This is a genomic window from Lutispora saccharofermentans, from assembly GCF_024363565.1.
Lineage (GTDB): Bacteria > Bacillota > Clostridia > Lutisporales > Lutisporaceae > Lutispora > Lutispora saccharofermentans.
Map to the genome: position 1 here is coordinate 184844 of NZ_JAJEKE010000003.1, position 23417 is coordinate 208260.

A 23417-nucleotide genomic window follows, 5' to 3' on the forward strand; every position below is an offset into this window, starting at 1 on the left:
AGCTTCCTATATAGAATATGACTCTAATGTATTCTAAGGGTATATATTCAATATTTTTAGCGAGGAGAGAAAAACATGGGCGCAACAAAAGTTGTGATAGCATTAGGGGGAAATGCCCTCCAGGAAGCTGGGACTCCGGCAACGGCCGAAGCTCAATTTGAAGTAGTAAAAAAGACAGCAGGATATATAGCGGAAATAAGTGAAAAAGGTTATGAAGTAGCAATAGCTCACGGAAATGGCCCTCAGGTAGGAAGGATACTTCTTGCTTCTGAGACTGCATCCTCCGTCACACCGGCAATGCCTTTCGATGTATGCGGAGCCATGAGTCAGGGCTATATAGGATACCATATACAACAAGCATTGAAGCATGAGCTTGCCAAAAAAGGAAAGGATATTCCCGTAGTAACTTTGGTTACTCAGGTTGTAGTCGATAAAGACGACCCGGGATTCAAAAATCCGACAAAACCAATCGGTCCTTTCTACAGCGAAGAAGAAGCAAAAAAAATTGCGGCCGAGAAGGGCTATGTAATGAAGGAAGATGCCGGGAGAGGCTGGAGAAGAGTAGTTGCTTCGCCTGTCCCTGTAAAAATCGTTGAGCTGGATTCGGTAAAGAGGCTTTGGGATTCTACAATAGTGGTCACTGTCGGCGGCGGCGGGATTCCGGTTATAGAAAAGGAAGACGGATCTTTGGAAGGAGTTGCAGCGGTTATTGACAAGGATTTAGCTGCGGAAAGATTGGCTGAAGATGTTGACGCCGATGTTCTCATGATCCTTACAGAGGTTGAAAAGGTTTCTATAAACTACAAAAAACCAAATCAGCAGGATTTGGATTCCATAACCGTAGACGAAGCTTATAAACTCATTGAAGAAGGACATTTTGCACCGGGCAGCATGCTTCCGAAGGTAATGGCGGCCGTTAACTTCGCAAAGTCCAAACCAGGCAAAAAAGCAATAATAACTTCCCTATACAATGCAGTTGATGCTTTGGAAGGGAAAGCCGGTACAGCAGTGACAATGTAATGAACTGCAACAAGTAAACATATATTAGAGGCCCCATACCGCAGCAAGGAATGCCCTTGCAGCAGCGGTATGGGGCCTTGTTTCTTATTATCGCCTCTCTTGCTTATGCTAATTTTTTATAGCAAAACATATAAATAGGATATACCTGAAGAAAAAGTTATTATATAATATAACCAATAAGAAATCTTTCTTTAACATACTTTTTTGGGTATTTTATACAAAGGTAAATTCACTATTTTGTAGAAGTTTAATAATATTCAAAAAATTATGATATTCAGACATTTCGTTTCATTGCATTGGGTTTTCGTTTAAATCATTGGAGGTGGATGATTTTGAAGAAGTTCGAGTATGTTAAACCATCAACGCTGGAAGAGATGGCCGATATACTTCAGCAATACGGAGATGGGGCCAAAATACTAAATGGTGGCACTGACCTTCTGGTCAGGATGAGGGATAATCTCATAAAACCTGAGGTTGTAGTAGATATAAAAGGAATATCCGAGATGAAAAAGCTTGAGCTTACAGAAGAAGGCTTGCTTATTGGTGCTGCAGTTACTATGAATGAAGTTATCTGCAGCAATGTTGTCTTGGAGAAGTATAGAATACTGGCAGAAGCGGCTCATGAGGTGGGTTCCTATCAGCTGAGAAATAGAGCCACCATAGCGGGCAATGTATGCAATGCTTCACCTTCCGGAGACACTATAGCTCCCTTATATGTGCTTTCCGCAAAGGTAAAAATCTATAGCAAAGACGGTATAAGGGTAGCTCCTATCGAAGATTTCATCCGGGGCGTAAGAAAGATTGACCTAAAGCCGGCCGAAATCGTTATGGGCATATTGCTTCCCAAGATAGAGGGCAAAAATGGAGGCTCATACTACAAGCATGCAAGAAGAAAAGATGTTGACCTTGCTACGGTTGGAGCTGCAGCCTTCTGCAATGAGGGCCGGTGGAAGATTGCATATGCGGCAGTAGCGCCTACCATATTGAGGGGGCATAAAGCCGAAGCTATATTGAATGACTTGAAAGAAATAAATGGAGACACTTTAGTGCCGGCTATGGATGCGGCGGCATCCGAGATATCGCCCATAAGCGACGTGAGAGCCGGCAGGGAATACAGGCTCGATATGATCAGGATAAGCCTCAAGAGATCCGTATTAGCTGCACTTCTGCAGTATCAATAGGAATTGGGAGGGATGGTTGAGATGAAACATGATATATCCTTTACTATAAATGGAGAGCAGGTTCATCTTGAAGTGGAGCCTAACAAAACGCTTCTCAAGATGCTGAGAGAAGACTTGAACCTCACCGGTGCCAAGGAAGGCTGCGGTGCAGGCGAATGCGGCTCATGCACGGTCATAGTCGACGGCAAGGCCGTGAATTCCTGCATGATGCTTGCTGTTGAAGCAAACGGCAAGGATATAATAACCGTAGAAGGACTCGCAAAGAATGGGGTGCTGGATCCCCTGCAGGAAACCTTTATAAAAAATGCCGCTCTGCAATGCGGCTACTGTACACCTGGAATGCTTATGTCCGCTAAGGCTCTTCTCATGAGGAACCCTAACCCCAGTGAAGATGATATAAAAGAGGCCATAGGCGGAAATCTCTGCCGCTGTACCGGCTACAAGATGATAATTGACGCGATAAAAGAAGCAGCCGGCCAAATCAATTGATGGGAGGGTGGAAGATGTACAAATATGTAGGTCATGATATCAAAAGAGTAGACGGCCTTGAAAAGGTCACCGGCTATGCAAAATATGTAGATGATATAAAAATGGCAGGAATGCTTTATGCAAAGATAAAGAAAAGCCCATACGCCCATGCAAAAATTTTAAAGGTAGATGTATCCAAAGCCATGGCGCTGGAAGGAGTCAAGGCTGTAATAACGGGAGCGGACGTGCCTAACAGGGTGGGTCTTTACCTGGAGGACAAGACCTTCCTGGCCACGGACAAGGTCAGGTTTGTCGGAGAAGCTGTAGCGGCTGTGGCTGCCATCAGCGAAGAGATTGCGGAAGAAGCAATCGAATTGATAGAAGTAGAATATGAAGAATTGCCTGGGGTATTCAATGCCATGGATGCCATAAAACATGATGCACCTCTTATACACGAAGATTTGGGAAGCTATAAATATGGTCCTATCTTTTTCCCAAAGCCCGGCACCAATATCAGCAATCACTATAAAATAAGAAAAGGCGATGTAGATAAAGGCTTTGCAGAAGCAGATTATATAATGGAAAATGAGTTCTATGTCCCGCATATACAGCACGCCCCTATAGAGAATCACTCGGTAATCGCTTTGACCGAACCCTCCGGTAAGCTTACTGTATGGTCTGCATGTCAGTCGCCCTATGCGGTAAGAAAAGCTTTATCGGTAGCATTCGATCTTCCTCTTCACAAGATCAGGGTTATTGCGCCCACAGTGGGCGGAGGATTCGGGGGAAAAGCAGGTACGACCCTGGAGGGCATCACGATACCTTTATCTAAAAAATGCATGGGAAGGCCTGTGAAATTGACCTATACAAGGGAAGAAGACATGGTGGGAAGCTTTGTAAGGCAGGGCTGTCTGGCCAGAATAAAAACCGGCGTTAAAAAAGACGGGGGTATAGTGGCGGAAGAAAACACCTTCTATTGGGAGGGCGGCGCCTATACGGAATACGGAGTGAACATCGCGAGGGCAGGGGGCTATGCATCGACAGGCCCTTATGATATACCCAACGTGAAGGCAGACTCCTATTGTGTATACACCAATCAGCCTGTGGGCGGTCCATACAGAGGCTTCGGAATGTCCGAGATCCATTTTGCAATAGAACAAAACCTTGATATGATAGCCATACAAATGGGTATAGACCCTGTGGAATTCAGAAAGATAAATGCCATAAAAGAAGGGGGTCATACAGTCACAAGCCAGCAGCTTTATAATGTAGGCATAACCAAGTGCATTGAAGCTGTGGAAAAGGACATCGAATGGGGCAAGGCTAATAAGGCTTCCGCGCCAAACAAGCTGAGGGGTAAGGGGATCGCCTGCATGTACAAAGCCCCTTCTCAGCCCAACAATGTTGCATCCTCAGCCATCATCAAGATAAATGAGGACGGCACTGCAAACCTTATGGTGACAGCTATGGATATAGGCCAGGGCTCCGATACTGTTCTGACCCAAATTGCAGCAGAAGTCCTGACTATACCTGTAGAAAAAATCAGCATTATATCCGGAGATACTGATGTAACTCCTTATGAATGGCAGACGGTTGCCAGCCGTATAACCTACTGCGCAGGGAATGCGGTTAAAAAGGCAGCGGAGGATGCGAAAGAGCAGCTGCTGAAGCTGGGCTCCATCGGCCTGGGACTTCCTGCAGAATATTTGAAACTCGAGGATGGATATGTAGTATCCGCTGTTTATCCTGACAGGAAAAAGTCTATTGCCTCTTTGGCCCTTGGCCTGGAAATGGCCGACGGCTCTGGAGTCCATGGGCCTATTATAGGCAGGGGCTCCTTCATACCTCCCAATGTAAGGAATACAGACAAGGAGACCGGTCAGGGCGAAAAGCCTGTCGCCTTCTGGACCTTTGGCGCTCAGGCGGTCGAAATAGAAATAGATATGGAAACCGGTCAGATAGAAGTTATCAAAGTAGCGGCTGCCTATGATGTGGGCAAGGTGATCAATCCTCAGCTTTGCAGAGGCCAGATCGAAGGCGGCATAGTGCAGGGTATAGGATCGGCGCTGCTGGAGCATCAGATAATGGAAAATGGCAAAGTAAAGAATCCTAACTTTGTAGATTATAAGATACCTGCTGTGAGAGACGTGCCTGAGATGGTAGTAAGGATAATAGAGGTTCCTGAAGTCACAGGCCCCTATGGGGCCAGGGGAGTAGGCGAGCCTGCTATGGTACCTACAGCTCCTGCCATAGCCAACGCTATATATGATGCACTTGGGATCAGAATAAATTCTCTCCCGCTGAGTGCTGAAAAAGTTTTAGATGCCATTAAGAACAACAAAAGCGTAAGCTGCAAGATGGTTCAAAACAACAAAGGAGAGGATGGAGAAGGCCAGGTAAAATGCGGAATCAACTAAAGCCGGCTTAAAAAATATATTGAAAAAAATATTTGTGCATGCTACAATAGGAAAAGTGCGATATTTTTAAGTCATGTACAGAGATGCTGACAAGATATTAAACTAAGGTTATAGGTGTATATAAAAGCCCTATATTGTGAATTATTATCTTGTCTGCATCTTGCAGACAAGATTTTTTATTTAGATTGCTTCAATAGAAGTTTTCTATATATAAATGGGACGGCTCTGCTGTCCCGGCGCATTGTTTGCGGATAATGAAGTAGGGTTATCGCAATACTAATCTATAATAATAAATAAGGGGGTAATCAAATGGCAACAAGCCCAAACACTAACAAAGACACGGCAATCAGAAGAGGCGATCTGCCGTTATACAAGCTCATAATTTTAGGTCTCCAGCACACCTTCACAATGTTTGGCGCTACAGTACTGGTGCCTATACTGACTGGACTCAACATCTCTGTTGCACTGTTTACGGCGGGTATAGGAACCTGGTTCTTCCACTTTGTAACCAAGATGAAGGTCCCGGTGTTCTTAGGCTCCTCCTTTGCTTACATCGCCCCGATAATTCTGGTAGCTCAAAATTATGGCGGAATAGAATATGCTACAGGCGGTATAGTAATAGCCGGCCTTATGTACCTGTTATTAGCGGTAGCGGTTTACTTTGTAGGGCCTAAGCTTATATACAGCTTCTTCCCGCCCATCGTTACAGGTCCTATAATCATGGTTATAGGCTTAAATCTCGCTCCAACAGCTGTTAATATGGCTAAGGATAATTGGCTTTTAGCCGGCATATGCCTTGCTACGGTTATAGCAGTCAGCCTGTTTGCCAAAGGCTTCTTGAAGGTTCTTCCCGTATTGTGCGGATTGATTGTTGGTTATATAGCTGCAATAGCAATGGGATTGGTTGACTTTACACCTGTAGCTCAAGCTGCATGGTTTGGCCTTCCGCCTTTTGTACTGCCTAAATTCAGCGGAGCAGCCATATCCATAGTAGCTCCTGTTGCTATAGCCAGCATGGTTGAGCACATCGGCGACGTACTGGCAGTAAGTGCAACTGTAGGAGATGACTTTGTTTCTGATCCCGGACTGCATAGAACATTACTGGGAGACGGTGTTGCCACATCCCTGGCAGCAATGCTCGGCGGACCTGCAAATACGACCTATTCCGAAAATACCGGCGTACTTGCATTGACAAAAGTCTTTGATCCCTGGGTAATGAGAATAGCAGCTTGCTTTGCAATAGTGCTTTCCATGATTCCAAAGCTGGGAGCAGTCATATCCACCATCCCCGGCCCTGTTATTGGCGGTATATCCATAGTTCTGTTTGGTATGATTGCTTCAATAGGCGTTAGAACAGTTGTTGAAAACAAAGTTGATTTCTCGCTTAACAGGAACCTTATGATAGGAGCTGTTATACTTGTACTTGGAATCGGCGGAGCAGTATTTGATTTCAAAATATTCCAATTAGCCGGGATGGCTCTAGGCGCAATCGTAGGTATAATACTCAATAAGATTTTACCGGAAGACAGATAAATAAGGACAAAATCCAAAATCCTACTTCATTACTAATAAATTAAGACTTAAAATACGTGCCTGCGGGCACGTATTTTAACTTGGTGATAATATCTGCAAATAAAATAGCAGTCATGTTATTGCTTATATATGGTATGTAAAATTGCTTAATTTTTGCATACTATACATAGCTGCACATGGCTGCTATTTTTTATGAAGCTTGTAATTGCTAATGTTAATTTAATCGGTTGTGGTAGCTGATAACAAGTATAAAGCTTCAAGGCTAAGACTTTGTAAGCTTGTATAGGGCTGCGTCAAAACTCGCATGCAGCGTTTGTCGTTACTGTTAAAACTCAAGTGAGTTATGAGAGCTTTAGATTTAACAGCATATAGGCTCAAACAGTTGACGCAGCTTTTCCTATACTTCGCTAACAAACTCTAAGCCTCTTCACAAAATACTCTTTTATCAGCTACCACAACAGATTAATTTTCTATCAGGAAGAGGAATTTAGAATATTATATAGAATATACATACTAATCACAAAAAAACGTAAAATATTTGTTGTTAATTAACATAGAAGTGGAGGAACTGCAATGAAAAAGGTAAGAGTAGAAGACAGTATAGGCATGGTATTAGGTCATGATATGACAAAGATCATACCCGGCGATTTCAAAGGTGCTGCATTTAAGAAAGGACATATAATTACCGAGGCTGATATTGGAATACTGAAAAGCATGGGTAAGGATCATATATTTCTTCTTGAGCTCAACGAAAGTCAAATCCACGAAAACGAAGCAGCAGTGAGGCTGGCTAATGCAGCAGCCGGTGCAGGTATTGAGCTTACCGAACCTGCGGAGGGCAAAGTGAGCTTCAAAGCCAAATATGACGGCTTGCTCAAGGTGCGCAAGGAGCTGCTCTATGAAATAAACAGCATTGAACATATCAGCATGGCATCGCTTCAGGACAATACCCCTGTAAAGGCAGGACAGCTAGTAGCAGGCACCAGGATCATCCCTCTTGTAACCGAAAGATATAAGATAGAAGAGGTAGAAAAAAGCTGCAAGGGGGAAGAACCGGTCTTGCAGGTGAAACCCTTCAGAAAAATGAAGCTGGGCGTTGTAATAACGGGCAATGAGGTATTCTATGGACGCATAGAAGATAAGTTTGCTCCTGTATTTAAAAAGAAGATGGAGGAATATGGGGCGGAACTCATTGACATAAAGTTTGCTCCCGATGATGCGGAAAAGATAAAGGAAGCGATTTTGGAACATTTTGAGAACGGTGCCGACGGAGTGATAACCGGCGGCGGCATGTCCGTAGATCCCGATGATGTGACTCCGGAGGGGATAAAGCTTACTGGGGCGGAGGTAATAAGCTATGGTGCGCCGGTGCTGCCGGGAGCTATGTTTATGATTGCCTATTATGGGGATAAGCCTATCATGGGGCTCCCTGCCTGCGGCATGTACCATAAAACCACCATATTTGATTTGATCTTTCCCAGAGTGCTGGCGGGAGAAAGAATCAAAAGGCGTGATATAGCCGCACTCGGCTACGGAGGCCTCTGCACCCAATGCAAGGTATGCACTTATCCTGCATGTCACTTCGGAAAAGCATGATGTAGAACTCAGGATTCAGAGCTCAGAACTCAGGAGCCAGGGTATTCCTCTTAGGTCAGCCACTAGCTTCTAGCCACTAGCCTCTGGCATTAAGGTGTGCCTCTGGGGTCAAAGGTTACGGAAACCACTGAAAGACACGGATTTTTTCACGGATTAACACGGTTTTCTATTTTTCTAATCTCATATCTAAGCAGGAATTTTGTGAAGAACCTTAGAGTAAGTTAACGAAGCGTAACGACCGCAGCTTCAACTGTTTGAGCCAAAGCGAGTTTTGAAGCTGCAGTAAGCAAGTTTACCCCGTTCTATCGTGCCTAAGCCTTCAGTTTTTATTAACTGCAGGCAAGGCACGCTACGAACCCGATTGACATTTCTAACATTCAGCCGGAGATAAATTCCGCCTGAATGAAGAACTGCCTTACTTAGTCTTAGGTTCGTAACTCGCATTCCTGTGTGATATGGCGATAGAAAATACTTCAGTGTTTTTTAGTAAAATTCAGTGCCCTTCCGTGTATTTCCGTGTTCTCCGTAGCCCCAGGACCCCAGCGGGCGGAAGCTTAAGTATAAGCTTCTATACTCAAAACAAAGGAGGAGAAAATATGCGAGAATTGATAATAATTAGAGGAGCAGGAGATTTGGCCTCCGGTGTAGGTCATAGATTGAAAAAAGGCGGTTTTAGAGTAATAATGCTTGAAATAGAAAAACCTACTGTGATACGAAGGACCGTATCCTTTGCTACTGCTGTATTTGCAGGTGAAGCAGAGATCGAAGGCATAAAGGCGGTAAAGGCTGATACCTATCAAGAAGCGGCTGCTTTATCTCGAACAAATATTATACCTGTTTTGATAGACCCTACAGGCGAAAGCATTAAGGCGCTGAAACCTGATGGAGTGGTAGATTGCATCCTCGCCAAAAAGAATTTGGGCACAAATATACATATGGCTCCTGCCGTTGTAGCAGCAGGACCAGGCTTTACTGCGGGCATAGATGCCCATGCGGTGGTGGAGACCAATAGGGGCCACTATCTGGGAAGGGTTATATGGGACGGATCTGCAGAGCCTAATACCGGAACACCGGGAGACATCGGAGGCTACTCAAAGGAAAGACTTATAAAAGCTCCTGCTCAAGGCAGAGTGAGGATAATAAGAGATATAGGCAGCATGGTTAAAGCAGGAGATCCCCTCTGTGAAATAGAAGGCAAATACGCTTTGGCAGCCATAGACGGACTAGTAAGAGGCATGATAATTGACGGCAGCCAGGTTTATGAAGGAATGAAGATAGGAGATGTAGACCCTAGGGGGAGCAAGATCGACTATCGTACTATATCAGATAAGGCAAGAGCCATAGGAGGAGGGGTTTTGGAAGCCTTATTGAGCATTTTTGATAGGAGGGATATGGATGCTTAATGAAAGAGGAATGACCATAGAAGAACTGATGAAACATGAGATAATGAAGGATGCAGTAGTAGCTGCAGGGGAAGGCGGCATATCAAAAGTCATAACCGGAGCCAATATAATGGAAGTGCCGGACATTCTGGAATGGGTCAAGCCCGGCGAACTACTGATAACCACCGCTTATTCCATAAAAGACGATAAAAAGGCCCAAAAAGATCTCATTCCCCGCCTCAACAGCAAAGGTTTAACGGGCCTGGCTATAAAAACCAAGAGATATCTGGAAAAAATTCCTGAAATAATGGCGGAAGAAGCCAATAGGCTCGGCTTCCCCATCATCGAACTTCCCTATGACCTCTCTTTTTCAGATCTTATGAATTCTATACTTCTTGAAATTTATAACAAACAAGCCGATGTTTTGATGAGAATGGATGAAATACATCAGAAGATAACCGATGTAGTATTATCGGGCGGAGGTCTTAGGGAGATAGGGACAACCCTGCACTGCATAACCAAAAATCCCATTGTCATAAAAGATAATATATTTTCAAAATCTGTTCCTGTAGCGCCCGAAGAAGAAAAGCTCATTCTTGAAAAAGAAATCAAAGGCGTGATGAAGGCGGAAAATGCCTATACGGATTTATGCCTTGATATCTCAGCGGAAGAGCCCTGCAAGAAGCTGAAGGACAGAGTTGACGGCAGAGAAATCTGCAGATGCATATTTCCCATAATAGCAGGAAAGAGGCTTTACGGGGAAATCCACATATGGGAGCTGGATAAAAAGATTACTGCGGTTGATGTGAGAGCCATTCAATATGCATGTACGGTGGTAGCGTTGGAGCTTATGAAGCAGATGACCATATTTGAAGTAGAAAGCAGGCATAAAAATGAATTTTTAGAAGGGCTTTTATCTTCTGATGAAAATATAAGATCTTCATCTGTAAATAAAGCGGATATATTCGGCCTGGATTCGGACTATCAATATGCAGTATTTTTGATATACATTGATGATCTGGAAAGTTATTTTTATGACAGCCCCGGAGAAAACGGAACGAAATTCAAGAATAAACTCATAAAAACCATTGAAGCGGCCGTGAAGCTGAGCGATATCAAGATACTCTCCGGCTGTAAAGGCAATACTCTGACCATAGTTCTGGCTTTCAGGGATATTGACGAATCAAAGTGCATAAAAGATGTGAGCATAGACATGGCCAGGAGAATAATTGGTGCATTGAAGCAGAACTATAATTATATATCTCCTTATACAGGAATAGGCCGGTGCTATGGGAAGCTCAATGATTTGTGGAAAAGCCTGGAGGAATCAAGAAAAGCCCTGTCCTTTGCCAGAATATTTAACAATGATAATATTATACATTACGATAATCTGGGAATTTTCAGGCTTCTTTGCATGGAGCATCAGGAATCTGAAATACGCAGATTTTATAAAGAAAACGTGGAACCTCTCTGCGAATATGATGAGCAAAAAGACGGAGAACTTATAAGGACTCTGAAAATGTATTTTGAATGCAGCGGCAATCTTAAAAAGGTATCGGAAAAGATGTATATACATTATAATACAATACTCTATAGAATTCAGAAAATACAGCAGATAACAAAATTGGATCTGGCCAATTCCAATGATAGATTGAATTTAGAGGTAAGCCTGAAAATAATGAGCATCATTAATGATGCAGCATTTTCTTCACAAGAAAACGATGTATAAAGTACACAAAAATAATAATATATTTAGGGAGAACTTCATAAAATTTATACAAAGGAATATAGGATAAAATAAAGAATTACTTATACATGAACAAAATCCCATAGGAATAGGTGATTAAAACGGATCAGATTTGTGTTATCAACGCACTAAAGATCGGAGACGGAGTAGAAGAGATATTAGAAAAATCCGATTCCAGGCTTAAAGTTCATTCTATTTTCGAGCATGCTGTAAATTTAATAAATGACAACGATTGGATAATAACTTTGCTTCCTGAAGATTATTCGGCAGGGCCGCAAGCAGTTATTTTGGCACAAGAGGATTTTGCAAAATTCAAAAGCTTAGGATTGGGAGCAGCGGATACATTGGACTTTAATGAGTTGATCAGCATAAAGAACTCCCAAACCATTTATAGAAGAAGTGGATACAAACCGGCTCCTGAAGACATAATAAAAGCCGAAGGAAACAACATATATTTTGAAAGCTTATTAAGCCAAAAGGGAAATAAAAACGGATTGTTGGGTAAAGAGAATATATATTCCAGATATGCAGCACCTATTCTATCGGAGTTTGCGACCCTTTTCCTGCAGAAAAGGTTTGACGAAGCAGGAGAGAAGCTCTTGGGACTGATAGGGCTTGGCCCTGGACTTACACCTTCCGGGGATGACTTTGTTCTCGGTGTTTTCGCTGCCATCTATTCCTTTAGAATGAGTGAAGATATTATCTCGGGCCTGAAGGATATAATGGTTCGAAAAGCAAAAAATAAGACCAACATAATCAGCTATAACATGCTGCGCCAGGGTGCCATGGGAGGCTTCATAGAATGGGTGGAGGATATGGCTGACGCGGTTATATACGGAGATCCGCAGCAAATAGAAGCAGCTTTTTCTGAGATGCTGAAGATAGGCAGCAGCTCAGGATCGGACATTTCGGCAGGCATATTGTTTGGTATGACGAATATATTGGCCTTAATAAATAACAAGGAGGTAAAATAATGGTTTCTAAATGGCTCATAAAGGAAAATTCCTATTATGATTCTGTAACATTGATGATCATAACCAAGGAAATCGAAGCAAGAGACGATGTAGAAAATGCTGTTGTGGTCATGGGCACAGATCTTAACAAAGACTTGCTCAACAATGTAGGACTCCTAAATGATGAAATCAATAAAACTACAGCAAATGACCTTATCATCGCAGTTAGAATGAAGGATGAAAGCAAGTTTGATGAAATACTTGCCAAGGTAGATGAACTGCTGAACAAGAAAAAATCCGATGCAGGCGAGGATTATACTCCTCCTACATTGGATAGCGCTATCAAATACATGCCTGATTCAAACATGGTAGTCATATCTCTTCCGGGAGCATATGCTGCTGCTGAAGCTAAAAAGGCGCTGGAAAATGATAAACACGTTATGCTTTTCAGTGATAACGTTACCATAGAACAGGAAAAGGAACTTAAAGAACTGGCTGTATCCAAGGGGCTTCTGATGATGGGCCCTGACTGCGGTACTGCCATGATAAATCAGGTACCTCTTTGTTTCTGCAACAAGGTTAATAAGGGCAATATAGGAATTGTCGGAGCATCAGGTACAGGAACTCAAGAAATAATGGTTCAGGTACACAGAATGGGCGGAGGCTGTTCTCAGGTAATAGGCACCGGAGGAAGAGATCTGAAAAAAGAAATAGGCGGCCTCATGATGACGCTCGGTATACAAGCATTGGCAAATGATGACAATACAGATGTGATAGTGCTTGTCTCCAAACCGCCGGCAATTGAAATTGCAGAAAAAGTCCTTAAGACACTGAAAGAATGCGGCAAAAAGGCAGTGGTAGATTTTATAGGCGGCGATGACGAGCTCATAAGAAAATATGGCTTCATAGCAGCGAGCAGCTTGGAAGATGCAGCCTATAAGGCAGTAGCATTGGCAAAAGGCGAAGAACCTAAGGATGCGCCAATATTTACTGAATCTGAAGATAAAATAGATAAATTAGCAGCTAAAGAAAGAGAAAAGCTTGCATCAAATCAAAAATACCTCAGGGGCTTATACTCGGGCGGAACTCTCTGTGATGAAACATTGAAGCTTTTCACTAAGGAATTCGGCGGGATATACTCCAATATACCTTTGACTCCAGAATACAAACTGGAAGACAACAAAAAAAGCTATAAGCATACCGCATTGGATCTTGGAGACGATGAATTCACAGTAGGAAGACCTCATCCTATGATTGACTCCTATATGAGACAGCAAATGATAGTAAAAGAGGCAGAAGACAGCGAAATGGCAGTTCTCATCATGGATGTGGTCCTTGGTTACGGCTCCAACGAAGACCCTGCAGGAAGCCTTGCAGATCACATAAAGCTGGCAAAGAAAAAATTTGCCGATAGAGGGCAATACCTCTGCGTAGTGGCATATGTATGCGGTACAAAAGCTGATCCTCAAAACTATGACGAACAGGTTAAAAAGCTGGAAGACGCAGGTGCAGTGCTTATGCCCAGCAATGCTCAGGCCATAAGATTTGCAATGAAGGTAGTAAGGGGGGTTATAAAATGTTGAAGGTAAATGAGCTTTTCAAAGAAGAACTAAAAGTAATAAATATGGGACTCCGATCCTTCGCAAATGATGTAAAATCCCAAGACGTGCCTGTAATACATGTAGACTGGAGACCCGTTGCAGGAGGCAACAAAAAGCTTTCATCCTTGCTCTCCAGGCTAAAAAGCAAGTAGGAACGGAAAGCACTAAATTTACGCAACTTGAAACATTTAAAATATAAGGGAGGAATACAATTGGCAAATATCGAACAATTAATAGAGCAAGCCAATAAGAAAGCTCTTGAAATCATTCAAAACGGCCAACCTACATTGGTAGACGTATCAACAGCAGGGGAAGCAATCCCCGGAATGACTAAAAAATCCATATTCCATGCAGGCCCGCCATGCAAATGGGAAAACATGAGCGGCCCGTTAAAAGGTGCAATAATGGGCGCCTTAGTATACGAAGGCCTGGCTAAAGATGCAGAAGAAGCAGAAAAGCTTGCAGCATCAGGCGAAATCGAATTCGGTTCCTGCCATGAGCACAGCTCAGTCGGACCTATGGCAGGTGTTACTTCTTACTCAATGCCCGTTTGGGTACTTCAAAACAAAGCTTATGGCAATTACTCCTATTGCAACATGAATGAAGGCCTGGGCAAAGCTTTGAGATTCGGTGCTTTTGGACCGGAAGTAATTGAAAGATTGAAATGGATGGAAAAAGTTCTGGGCCCTGTTGTTAAGGAAGCCATAAAGCTTCATGGGCCATATGATCTGAAGACGATGATAGCTCAGATGATTCAAATGGGCGATGAAGGCCATAACAGAAACAAAGCCGGCACTTCTCTGTTCATCAGAGAGTTCGCACCATATATAGTTGAAACCAGCTTCTCACAAAAAGATAAAGTCGATGTATTAAAATTCATGAACGGCAATGACCACTTTGTGCTTAACCTCACGATGCCTGCTGCAAAATGCACGCTTGAAGCTGCAAAAGGAATCAAATACAGCACAATAGTTTATACAATGTCAAGAAACGGCACAGAATTCGGTATAAGAGTATCAGGATTAGGCGACAGATGGTTCACAGCACAGGCAAACTATATCAAGGGCTTGTATTTCCCCGGCTTCTCTGAAAAAGATGCCAACAGGGACATCGGCGACAGCTGTATAACAGAAACATGCGGCTACGGTGGATTTGCAATGGCAGCCGCTCCTGCAATAGTATTATTTGTAGGCGGCACACCAAAGGATGCAATAAACTACTCAACAAGTATGTATGAAATAACAACAGAAGAGAACAAAATGTATAATATACCCGCATTAAACTTCAGAGGAACACCTACAGGCATCGACATAAGAAAAGTTGTAGAAACAGGCATACTTCCTATAATCAATACAGGTATGGCACACAAGGATCCAGGTGTTGGCCAGGTTGGTGCGGGACTTGTTAATCCTCCTATGAAGTGCTTTGAAGATGCATTGGAAGCATTTGTAGAGGAATTGGAAAAGGAAGGACTTGCATAACTCAGGAGGTGTAAATTATGAGAAAGCCCCTTGAACACATTAAAGTGCTGGACTTTACAAGAGTCCTTGCAGGGCCCTACTGCACCATGATCCTGGCAAATATGGGTGCAGAAATCATAAAGATTGAAAGACCCGGCAGCGGTGACGACTCAAGAGACTTTGGTCCATTTATGAATGGACAAAGCGCTTACTTCGTAAGCATAAACAGAGGTAAAAAGAGCATAGCTCTTGACCTTAAATCCCCCAAAGCCATAGAACTGGTAAAAGAACTGGTAAAAGAAGTAGACATAGTTGCAGAAAACTTCAGGCCGGGCACCATGGAAAAACTGGGCATAGGCTATGAAGAACTTAAAAAGATAAACCCCAAGCTCATATTCGCTACCATGTCCGGCTTCGGGCAAACAGGACCATACTCTAAAAGACCTGCCTATGACATGATAGTACAAGGAATGGGCGGCATAATGAGCATAACCGGAGAAGAAGGCGGAGACCCGGTCAGAGTAGGAACCTCCATCGGAGACATAACAGCAGGCATGTTTGGAACCATAGGCATACTCGCCGCCTTAGTGGACAGGGACATAAGCGGAGAAGGCCGCATGGTTGACGTAGCCATGCTGGACGGGCAGCTATCCATACTGGAAAACGCCATATCCAGATACACTGCTACAGGTGAAGTACCAAAACCACTGGGAGCCAGACACCCATCCATAGCCCCCTTTGAAGCCTATAAAACCAAGGACAGCTATGTGATAGTAGCCTGCGGGAATGACGCACTCTGGGAAAAATTCTGCAAGCTCACAAGCAGGGAAGACCTGTTAGCCATGGACGAATTCAAAACTAACCCTGACAGGGTAAAAAACGTCCGCAAACTGAAAGAATACATGACTGAAATATTCGGACAAAAGACGACAGCGGAATGGGATGAATACCTGAATAAAAACGGAATACCCTGCAGTGCCATAAACACAGTAGACAAACTATTTACAGACCCTCAAGTAGCGGCAAGAAAAATGCTTGTTGAAGTGGAACAACCCGGAGTAGGCAAGATAAAGATAGCAGGGAACCCCATAAAGCTATCCGGTCTGGAAGAAGAAATTCCGAAGGATGCGGCTCCCCAAATAGGAGAGCACAGCGAGCTGATACTCAAGAAATACCTCGGCTATACCGATGAACAAATAGCTGAACTCAAAAAAGAAAACATCATATAACACTAGCTGATAAGTGCGAAGAATATGGCCTTATGAGCCATATTCCAAGCGTACTTATAAATATAAAATAGTATAACAGGAGGTAAGCTTAATGATTAAAAATTGGGAAAACGTTAAAATCTATGATCTTTCACAACCAATAAGCCATCTTACACCACCATGGCCAACTTATGAGCCTCTGCAGATCAAATTCTTCAAGAGACTTTCCCCTAACGGAGCCAATGGTCAATTGATAACAACCTCAAACCACGTTGGAACTCACTTGGATGGCCCTATGCATTTTGATACGTCAGGAAGAGATATTGCATCCTTAGAATTAACTAAATTAGTAGCACCAGGCGTAGTTGTTGATCTTTCAGATATGGCAGAAGACTTCGGAATCTACTCACCAAAGGATATCACCGACAGAGTAGAAGTTAAAAAAGGTGACATACTTATAATCAACACAGGCTATCACAAATATGGCTGGGATCAGCCGACTGCCGATGAAAGAAGATACATGCTGAGGCATCCGGGCCCAAGCCATGATTTTGTACAGTGGGTAAGAGATATGGAGATCAAATGGATCGGTGTTGACTGCGGATCTGCAGACCATCCGATGAACACAAAGATCAGAGACTGGGAGCCAAGAGAAGCAGAAGCATGCGACAAATATATGCAGGCAAAATACGGCAAGACATTGAATGAAATGTATCCATGGCCTGAAGAATATCAGGCAATGCATATTCAATTATTCTGCAAACCCTATGAAGCAATCCATGCAGAAAACTTAGGCGGAGATATAGACAAGGTTCTCAACAAGAGACTTGTAATCGGCTGCTTCCCATGGAAATTCGTAGGCGGCGAATCCAGCATCTGCAGAATAGTAGCATTCGATCAGAAATAAGATATAAAAAAATGAGCTATCGGAGAATTGTCTCCGATAGCTCATTTTTTATGGAACTCAGGATTGAGAGCTCAGAACCCAGAAATGCCGTGACTTTTTAATCCTGTCATCCTGAGGGCTTGCCCGAAGGATCTTAGACCCAAAAGGAATACCCAACGCGTGCTACTTTTTGTCATAAAACCTTATCCTCCTCATATACATAGATATAGAACATAGCTATGCCCACAGATGGGAAAAGCCAAATTATTTATAGGAGGAGGAAAGCAATGCCTATTGAATTAATAAAAAATCCTTTAAAGGTATGCAGGGTAATTGGAGAAGAAGTGTCCAGCACTGTCGTGGAAGAAGACATAAATGTACCGGATGTAAGTCCTGATGTGTATAAAATACTATACCCCTCTGCGCGAGTCATAATAAAAGACTCAGAGACAGCAGGGGATAAAGTGATGATAGACGGCCAAGTGCTCATAAATATTTTATACGCCGCTGATTCAGAAGGTAGACCTCTAAACTGCATAAATATCTCTGCAGATTTCAACCAGCCCATTGAAATGCCCGGCGTAAAGCCTCGCATGAAAGAATGGATAGATGCTGTAGTACAACATGTGGAATGTAAGATAATAAACTCAAGAAAAGTCAGGATAAGAGTAATAATGGACATAAATTGCATGGTTGAAGATATATTTGACATGGAATTGCCCACAGATGCCAGAGGTTCATCGGACATACAGATATTGAAGGAAAGCTTCAATGCTAAGGAGCTCACCGGACTCACCAAGGACAAATATACCATAAAAGAGGAGATAGAGATGGGCTCCGATAAACCTGCAGTCGATGAAGTGCTTAAAACAGATTTCAAGGCTTCTGCCAAGAACTGCGAGACTATGGAAGGAAAACTTCAGATAAACGGTATTTTATGCTTTACCATGCTGTATAAATCGATGGATGCAGGCTCCGTAGAAAGCTATGAAGGAGAAATTCCTTTCTCAGAGTACATAGAAATTCCAGAAGCAGAAAGCAATATGGAAAGCACGGCAGATCTGCAGTTCAAAGACTGCTATCTGGATGTATCTGAAAATGAAGAAGGCGAAAATAAAAAAATCTCCATAAATGCTAACATGGATTTGACAGGTAAAACCTATAAAGACGCAGAGCCGGAGATCATAAGCGATCTTTACAGTCCTGCTTCAGAGCTCAATATAGAGAAGCTTGGCTATGAATTCAATGAGTTTATGGGCAGAGGCACCACCAGCACCGTATTGAAGGAAAGCATAAATATCAAGCCCAAAAGCCCCGAAATAGAAAAAGTGTGCTGCATGGATGCCAAGGTCATAATAAATGAAGTAAAGGTGATGGATGATAAGGTAGCTGTGGAAGGCATAGTGGATGTAGACTGCATATATACTTCTTCCTTCAGCGGAGAACCTATGAATGTTTTGCAGGAGCAATACCCCTTCAAAGCAGTTCTGGATATGGACAATGTCAAGACAGAAATGTACGCTAAGGCAGCATGCAAGGTTGAGAACATCAGCTTCTCTGTCCTCAGCAGCACTGTCATAGATTTCAGAATAATCATTAATACAGTGGTCGATGTATATAAAAAGAAGACCAAGAAGATCATTGGCAAAGTAGAAGAAAAGGAAGGCATAGTTCTGGACTACAGCACCCTGCCCGCAGTAACTGTATATGTGGTAGGGAAGAACGATACGCTCTGGAAGGTTGCAAAAAAATATAACACTACAGTAGATGCTATAGCAAAGTTAAACAAGATTGAGAATCCGGATAATATCCACGAAGGCGACAAGATCCTCATAATGAAAAATATGAGGCTTTCAGGCAAATAGGCGAATGGGCAAATAGGCAAATGGGCAAATAGGTTTAAATGAGCTAGGGATTAAATTCTCTAGCTTTTTTATGATTGTGGCTAGGGTGCACCTTTTGGATATGCCTCTGGGGTTTAGGAGAACGGAGACCACTGAAAGACGCTGAAGAGCACTAAATTTCACTGAAGAAAATCTAAATCTTTATATGTCATCCTGAGGGAGGAACGACCGAAGGATCTAACGCCCAAAAGGAATACCTGAGCATATTTGGTGGGGTATTCCTAACAAGTATAAGATACTTCACTACGTTCAGTATGACAACAAAATACCCCTTCGTGAAAATCTGTGCTCATTCCGTGTTAATCTGTGAAAAAATCCGTGTCTTTCAGTGTTCGCCGTAACCTTTGACCCCAGAGGCACACCTTAATGCCAGAGGCTAGTGGCTAGAAGCTAGTGGCTGACCTAAGAGGAATACCCTAGAATCCTGACCCCTGAGTTCTGACCCCTGAGTTCTATCACATAGGAATACCCAAAACTTAACTTGTGTATTATAATATAAGTAGCAATAAATTGGAGCGTGATAAGTATGAAATATACTCAAAAAGCACCGGCAAAGATAAATCTTGCGATAGATGTACTGCGCAAAAGACCTGACGGCTTCCACGATGTCATCATGATAATGCAATCTATAGCGCTATATGACACTATAACGCTGAAGCCAGTTCATGGAGGCAAGATTACCGTTACCTCCAATTCTCGCTGTATCCCTGAGGACAGCACTAATATAGCATATAGAACCGCTGAATTTCTACGGTACAAGTATAATGTAAAAGATGGAGCTGAAATATATATAGAGAAGAATATACCCGTATCTGCCGGTCTGGCAGGCGGGAGCACGGATGCAGCCGCAGTGCTCAATCTTCTGGACAAAGCCTGGAGCCTCAAGCTGACTAAGACAGAGATATTGGAAGCTGCAAAAAGATTGGGCTCCGATGTCCCCTTCTGCGTATCGGGAGGTACAGCCTTGGCTGAAGGACTGGGCGAAAAGCTGACCCCTCTTAAGGCTATGCCCGAATCATACATACTCCTTGCCAAGCCCGATATAGATATTTCGACCAAAGAAGTATATGAAGGCATAGATATGGAGGAAATACTGGAAAGACCGGACATAGATGCCATGGTAAAGGCTATAAATGAGGGCAGCTTGCAAAAGATTGGGGAGAACTTGTCCAATGTACTGGAATATGTCACCGTTAAAAAATGCCCCCTTATATCCGATATTAAAGCAAAATTGCTGGAATACGGAGCCTTGGGCAGTGTCATGAGCGGCAGCGGTCCCACCGTATTCGGACTCTTCGATGATCAATCCCTTGCATATAATGCTTATGACCATATAAAGCAGATGGTCAACGAGATATTTGTGGTGAAACCTTTGCCCGATTGGGAAAATTCATAGCATGGGAGGAGCTAAGGATGAATGCCATTGTACTCGCAGGTGAAAAAAAGGGAGAAAAAGTAAATGCCATAGAGAATAAAGCTTTGCTCAAAATCAATGACAAATACATGATAGATTATGTATTAGACAGTCTGAAAAAGGTACCCCAGATAGACAAAATTGCTGTGATAGGGGATGAAGAGCAATTATCCAAGGCCATAGCCGATAAAGTCGATTATGTAATCCAAGGGACAGACTCTATTGTGGAGAATATCATAATGGCATTGGACTGCTTTACCGGTGATAAAGAAATATTGCTTCTCACCTGTGACATCCCTATGATCACCCATGAAGCCCTAGAGCATTTCATCAAAAATGCAAGGGAAAAAAATGCAGACCTATGCTACTCTATAGTTGAAAAAAGCTTAAATGATGAAAGATATCCGGAAGTCAAGAGAACCTACGCAAAGCTAAAGGAAGGTGAATTTACCGGAGGCAACGTATTCTATTTTAATCCGGAGATAAAGGATCGATGCAGGGATTTTGCCGACCAGATGCTGAAGTTCAGAAAGAGCCCTGCTAAGATGGCAAGGATATTAGGATTTATTTTTCTGATAAAGCTTGCATTGGGGATACTTACCATAGACGCTATAAAGAAAAAATGCGATAAGCTGCTCAACATAAATGCAGCAGTGGTCATATCTCCTTACCCTGAAATAGGAAATGATGTGGACAAAATATCGGACGTAGAATTTGTAAAAAAATACTTATAACTCAATAAGCAGAATGGTATGTATGTCTGGGCAAGTCGGGGGACGGAAACCACTGAAAGACACGGAATTCCCCTATGACCTCAGCGGGCTACCCTAGCTCTCGCGACACGCAACTCGAAACTCGAAACTTTTATATATTCCGCTGCAGTAAAATAGCATCCATGTATAGACTAAGTATGCTTATATAATTAGTGTCATCAATTTTTATATACTATACGAAGCTATACATGGATGCTATTGCTTATGAAGCTTATTGGTCTATACTTCCTATGGAAGCTTTTTTATTTTTTTGTCCGGATTAAGAAGGTATTTTTGATTTCATGTAGAATATATTTACTAATATTAAATATATATTTACCAATAGTAAATATAACAATTATATCAAGGAGGAATTGCTATGAAAAAAGAATACAAACAACTGGCTCCGGACTACAGACTCTTATTGGGCCCCGGACCCGTAGAGGTCTCTCCAAGAGTGCTGAATGCCATGTCTAAGCCCTTATATGGCCATTTGGATCATAAATTTTTGGACATTGCCAATGAGACAATGGAATTGCTGAGATATGCTTTTCAGACTGAAAATAGGATGACCTTGCCCATGTCAGGCACAGGAAGTGCAGGTATGGAGACCGTAATGGTAAATCTGCTTGAGCCCGGAGATTCTGCTATTGTATGTGTCAGCGGAGTGTTCGGCCAAAGGCTGAGAGATATGGCAGGCAGATGCGGTGCGAAAGTCATAAGCGTAGAAGCACCATGGGGTGAAATAATCGATCCTGAAAAAGTAAGGGAAGCTTTCAAAAACAATAGCAATATTAAATTGGTTGCAATAGTCCATGCTGAAACTTCAACGGGAGTCAAGCAGCCTTTGGAGGAAATATCAAGGATTGCAAAAGAAAATGACGCCCTTTTAGTGGTAGATGCAGTCACTTCATTGGGAGGCACTGATTTAAAAATAGACGAATGGGGTATTGACGCCTGCTACAGCGGCACTCAAAAAGCATTGAGCTGCCCTCCGGGACTATCCCCTGTGACTTTTGGCAAAAAAGCTATTGAAGCATTAAATAACAGAAAAACAAAAGTTAACAGCTGGTATCTGGACTTAAGCATGATTCAAAACTACTGGGGCCAGGAGAGAACTTATCACCATACTGCACCTATAAATATGATATATGGATTGAGAGAAGCTCTGCTGATGGTTTATGAAGAAGGTCTGGAAGAAAGGTTTAAAAGGCATCAACTGAACTCAGACGCTTTTGTAGCCGGAGTGGAAGCAATGGGCTTAAAAATGGTAGTGAAGAACAAAGAACACAGGCTTCCTACGCTTAATGCGGTCAGCATACCTGAAGGCGTTGAAGATGCGGCAGTAAGGAAATATCTATTAGAGAAATACGGCATTGAAATCGGCGGAGGCCTTGGAGACTTTAAAGGCAAAGCCTGGAGAGTCGGGCTTATGGGCGAATCTTCAAGCAGGAATAATGTTATACTCCTGCTTGGGGCGCTGGGAGATGCATTTATGGCTCAAGGGCATAGAGCAGATGTTGGAGCCGCAATTACAGCAGCGCTAAACGTATATCAAAAAACAAGCAGATAATATAGTATAGATTCTACTACTGCAAAATTCAGGTTTCAATCCGTTATGCTGCCTGATATAAGAGTGCAGCACTGAACTAACTCGCCCTAAGACCCACACCGCTATAGGCGGCGTGTGCCTAAGGGCGGCTAAGTCCAGTATGGACTCGACTGACATTTAGTGGAGTTGAAACCCCACTGAATGAAGTCTCGTTCAATGTGAAGGAGCTTAGAGTTTGTTAGTTTTGACGCAACCCTATGCAAGCTTACAAAGTCTTAGCTCTGGAGCATAAGCAATCGTTATCAGGCAGCATAACGGATCAATTCACAAACGTATAAATGTA

Annotated in this window: 18 protein-coding genes; all 18 read left to right on the forward strand. The window is 42.8% G+C overall.

Annotated features, from left to right (window positions below):
• The first annotated feature begins 75 nt into the window (after window positions 1-75).
• The 18 genes from arcC (at window position 76) to LJD61_RS05905 (ending at window position 23095) form a co-directional block, all read left to right on the forward strand.
• Entirely contained in the window at window positions 76-1020 is a 945-nt protein-coding gene (arcC, locus tag LJD61_RS05820) for a carbamate kinase (RefSeq protein ID WP_255226578.1), read from the forward strand.
• Between the two features lie 332 nt (window positions 1021-1352).
• The gene (locus LJD61_RS05825; RefSeq protein WP_255226579.1) at window positions 1353-2201 is read left to right on the forward strand and encodes an FAD binding domain-containing protein; all 849 of its coding nucleotides are present in this window, start codon (window positions 1353-1355) and stop codon (window positions 2199-2201) included.
• A 21-nt stretch (window positions 2202-2222) separates the two neighbouring features.
• Window positions 2223-2690 carry a (2Fe-2S)-binding protein gene (locus tag LJD61_RS05830; RefSeq protein ID WP_255226580.1) on the forward strand — a complete coding sequence of 156 codons (468 nt, stop codon included), beginning with the start codon at window positions 2223-2225 and terminating at the stop codon, window positions 2688-2690.
• A gap of 14 nt (window positions 2691-2704) precedes the next feature.
• Window positions 2705-5086, forward strand: coding sequence for a xanthine dehydrogenase family protein molybdopterin-binding subunit (locus LJD61_RS05835; RefSeq protein WP_255226581.1), 2382 nt, complete (start codon window positions 2705-2707; stop codon window positions 5084-5086).
• Window positions 5087-5395: 309 nt separating this feature from the next.
• Window positions 5396-6619, forward strand: coding sequence for a uracil-xanthine permease family protein (locus LJD61_RS05840; RefSeq protein WP_255226582.1), 1224 nt, complete (start codon window positions 5396-5398; stop codon window positions 6617-6619).
• 573 nt (window positions 6620-7192) lie between these two features.
• The gene (locus LJD61_RS05845; protein WP_255226583.1) at window positions 7193-8215 is read left to right on the forward strand and encodes a molybdopterin-binding protein; all 1023 of its coding nucleotides are present in this window, start codon (window positions 7193-7195) and stop codon (window positions 8213-8215) included.
• 596 nt (window positions 8216-8811) lie between these two features.
• Complete coding sequence (gene yqeB, locus LJD61_RS05850) at window positions 8812-9618, forward strand: selenium-dependent molybdenum cofactor biosynthesis protein YqeB (RefSeq protein ID WP_255226584.1); 807 nt, start codon at window positions 8812-8814, stop codon at window positions 9616-9618.
• Window positions 9611-11326, forward strand: coding sequence for a PucR family transcriptional regulator (locus LJD61_RS05855; RefSeq protein ID WP_255226585.1), 1716 nt, complete (start codon window positions 9611-9613; stop codon window positions 11324-11326). The genes yqeB and LJD61_RS05855 overlap by 8 nt, the downstream gene beginning before the upstream one ends.
• A gap of 110 nt (window positions 11327-11436) precedes the next feature.
• Window positions 11437-12318 carry an oxamate carbamoyltransferase subunit AllH family protein gene (locus LJD61_RS20475; RefSeq protein WP_255226586.1) on the forward strand — a complete coding sequence of 294 codons (882 nt, stop codon included), beginning with the start codon at window positions 11437-11439 and terminating at the stop codon, window positions 12316-12318.
• On the forward strand, window positions 12318-13880 hold the full coding sequence (gene fdrA, locus LJD61_RS05865) for an acyl-CoA synthetase FdrA (RefSeq protein ID WP_255226587.1): 1563 nt from the start codon (window positions 12318-12320) through the stop codon (window positions 13878-13880). The genes LJD61_RS20475 and fdrA overlap by 1 nt, the downstream gene beginning before the upstream one ends.
• Window positions 13874-14050, forward strand: coding sequence for a fdrA domain protein (locus LJD61_RS05870; protein ID WP_255226588.1), 177 nt, complete (start codon window positions 13874-13876; stop codon window positions 14048-14050). Before fdrA ends, LJD61_RS05870 begins: the two co-directional genes overlap by 7 nt.
• Window positions 14051-14119: 69 nt before the next feature.
• Complete coding sequence (locus tag LJD61_RS05875; protein ID WP_408614930.1) at window positions 14120-15379, forward strand: YlbE family protein; 1260 nt, start codon at window positions 14120-14122, stop codon at window positions 15377-15379.
• A gap of 17 nt (window positions 15380-15396) precedes the next feature.
• Complete coding sequence (locus LJD61_RS05880) at window positions 15397-16587, forward strand: CaiB/BaiF CoA transferase family protein (RefSeq protein WP_255226590.1); 1191 nt, start codon at window positions 15397-15399, stop codon at window positions 16585-16587.
• A 91-nt stretch (window positions 16588-16678) separates the two neighbouring features.
• Entirely contained in the window at window positions 16679-17473 is a 795-nt protein-coding gene (locus LJD61_RS05885; RefSeq protein ID WP_255226591.1) for a cyclase family protein, read from the forward strand.
• A 266-nt stretch (window positions 17474-17739) separates the two neighbouring features.
• Window positions 17740-19317: a DUF3794 and LysM peptidoglycan-binding domain-containing protein gene (locus LJD61_RS05890; protein ID WP_255226592.1), complete on the forward strand. Its 1578-nt coding sequence runs from the start codon at window positions 17740-17742 to the stop codon at window positions 19315-19317.
• Window positions 19318-19882: 565 nt separating this feature from the next.
• A complete protein-coding gene (gene ispE, locus LJD61_RS05895; RefSeq protein WP_255226593.1) occupies window positions 19883-20752 on the forward strand; it encodes a 4-(cytidine 5'-diphospho)-2-C-methyl-D-erythritol kinase in 870 nt (289 codons plus the stop codon).
• 17 nt (window positions 20753-20769) lie between these two features.
• The gene (locus LJD61_RS05900; RefSeq protein WP_255226594.1) at window positions 20770-21504 is read left to right on the forward strand and encodes a nucleotidyltransferase family protein; all 735 of its coding nucleotides are present in this window, start codon (window positions 20770-20772) and stop codon (window positions 21502-21504) included.
• 397 nt (window positions 21505-21901) lie between these two features.
• A complete protein-coding gene (locus tag LJD61_RS05905; protein WP_255226595.1) occupies window positions 21902-23095 on the forward strand; it encodes a pyridoxal-phosphate-dependent aminotransferase family protein in 1194 nt (397 codons plus the stop codon).
• Window positions 23096-23417: the final 322 nt, after the last annotated feature.

Coding starts and splice junctions, on each gene's coding strand:
- arcC (WP_255226578.1), top strand. CDS start 76: ATGGGCGCAACAAAAGTTGTGATAGCATTAGGGGGAAATGCCCTCCAG.
- LJD61_RS05830 (WP_255226580.1), top strand. CDS start 2,223: ATGAAACATGATATATCCTTTACTATAAATGGAGAGCAGGTTCATCTT.
- LJD61_RS05835 (WP_255226581.1), top strand. CDS start 2,705: ATGTACAAATATGTAGGTCATGATATCAAAAGAGTAGACGGCCTTGAA.
- LJD61_RS05840 (WP_255226582.1), top strand. CDS start 5,396: ATGGCAACAAGCCCAAACACTAACAAAGACACGGCAATCAGAAGAGGC.
- LJD61_RS05845 (WP_255226583.1), top strand. CDS start 7,193: ATGAAAAAGGTAAGAGTAGAAGACAGTATAGGCATGGTATTAGGTCAT.
- yqeB (WP_255226584.1), top strand. CDS start 8,812: ATGCGAGAATTGATAATAATTAGAGGAGCAGGAGATTTGGCCTCCGGT.
- LJD61_RS05855 (WP_255226585.1), top strand. CDS start 9,611: ATGCTTAATGAAAGAGGAATGACCATAGAAGAACTGATGAAACATGAG.
- fdrA (WP_255226587.1), top strand. CDS start 12,318: ATGGTTTCTAAATGGCTCATAAAGGAAAATTCCTATTATGATTCTGTA.
- LJD61_RS05870 (WP_255226588.1), top strand. CDS start 13,874: ATGTTGAAGGTAAATGAGCTTTTCAAAGAAGAACTAAAAGTAATAAAT.
- LJD61_RS05880 (WP_255226590.1), top strand. CDS start 15,397: ATGAGAAAGCCCCTTGAACACATTAAAGTGCTGGACTTTACAAGAGTC.
- LJD61_RS05885 (WP_255226591.1), top strand. CDS start 16,679: ATGATTAAAAATTGGGAAAACGTTAAAATCTATGATCTTTCACAACCA.
- LJD61_RS05890 (WP_255226592.1), top strand. CDS start 17,740: ATGCCTATTGAATTAATAAAAAATCCTTTAAAGGTATGCAGGGTAATT.
- ispE (WP_255226593.1), top strand. CDS start 19,883: ATGAAATATACTCAAAAAGCACCGGCAAAGATAAATCTTGCGATAGAT.
- LJD61_RS05900 (WP_255226594.1), top strand. CDS start 20,770: ATGAATGCCATTGTACTCGCAGGTGAAAAAAAGGGAGAAAAAGTAAAT.
- LJD61_RS05905 (WP_255226595.1), top strand. CDS start 21,902: ATGAAAAAAGAATACAAACAACTGGCTCCGGACTACAGACTCTTATTG.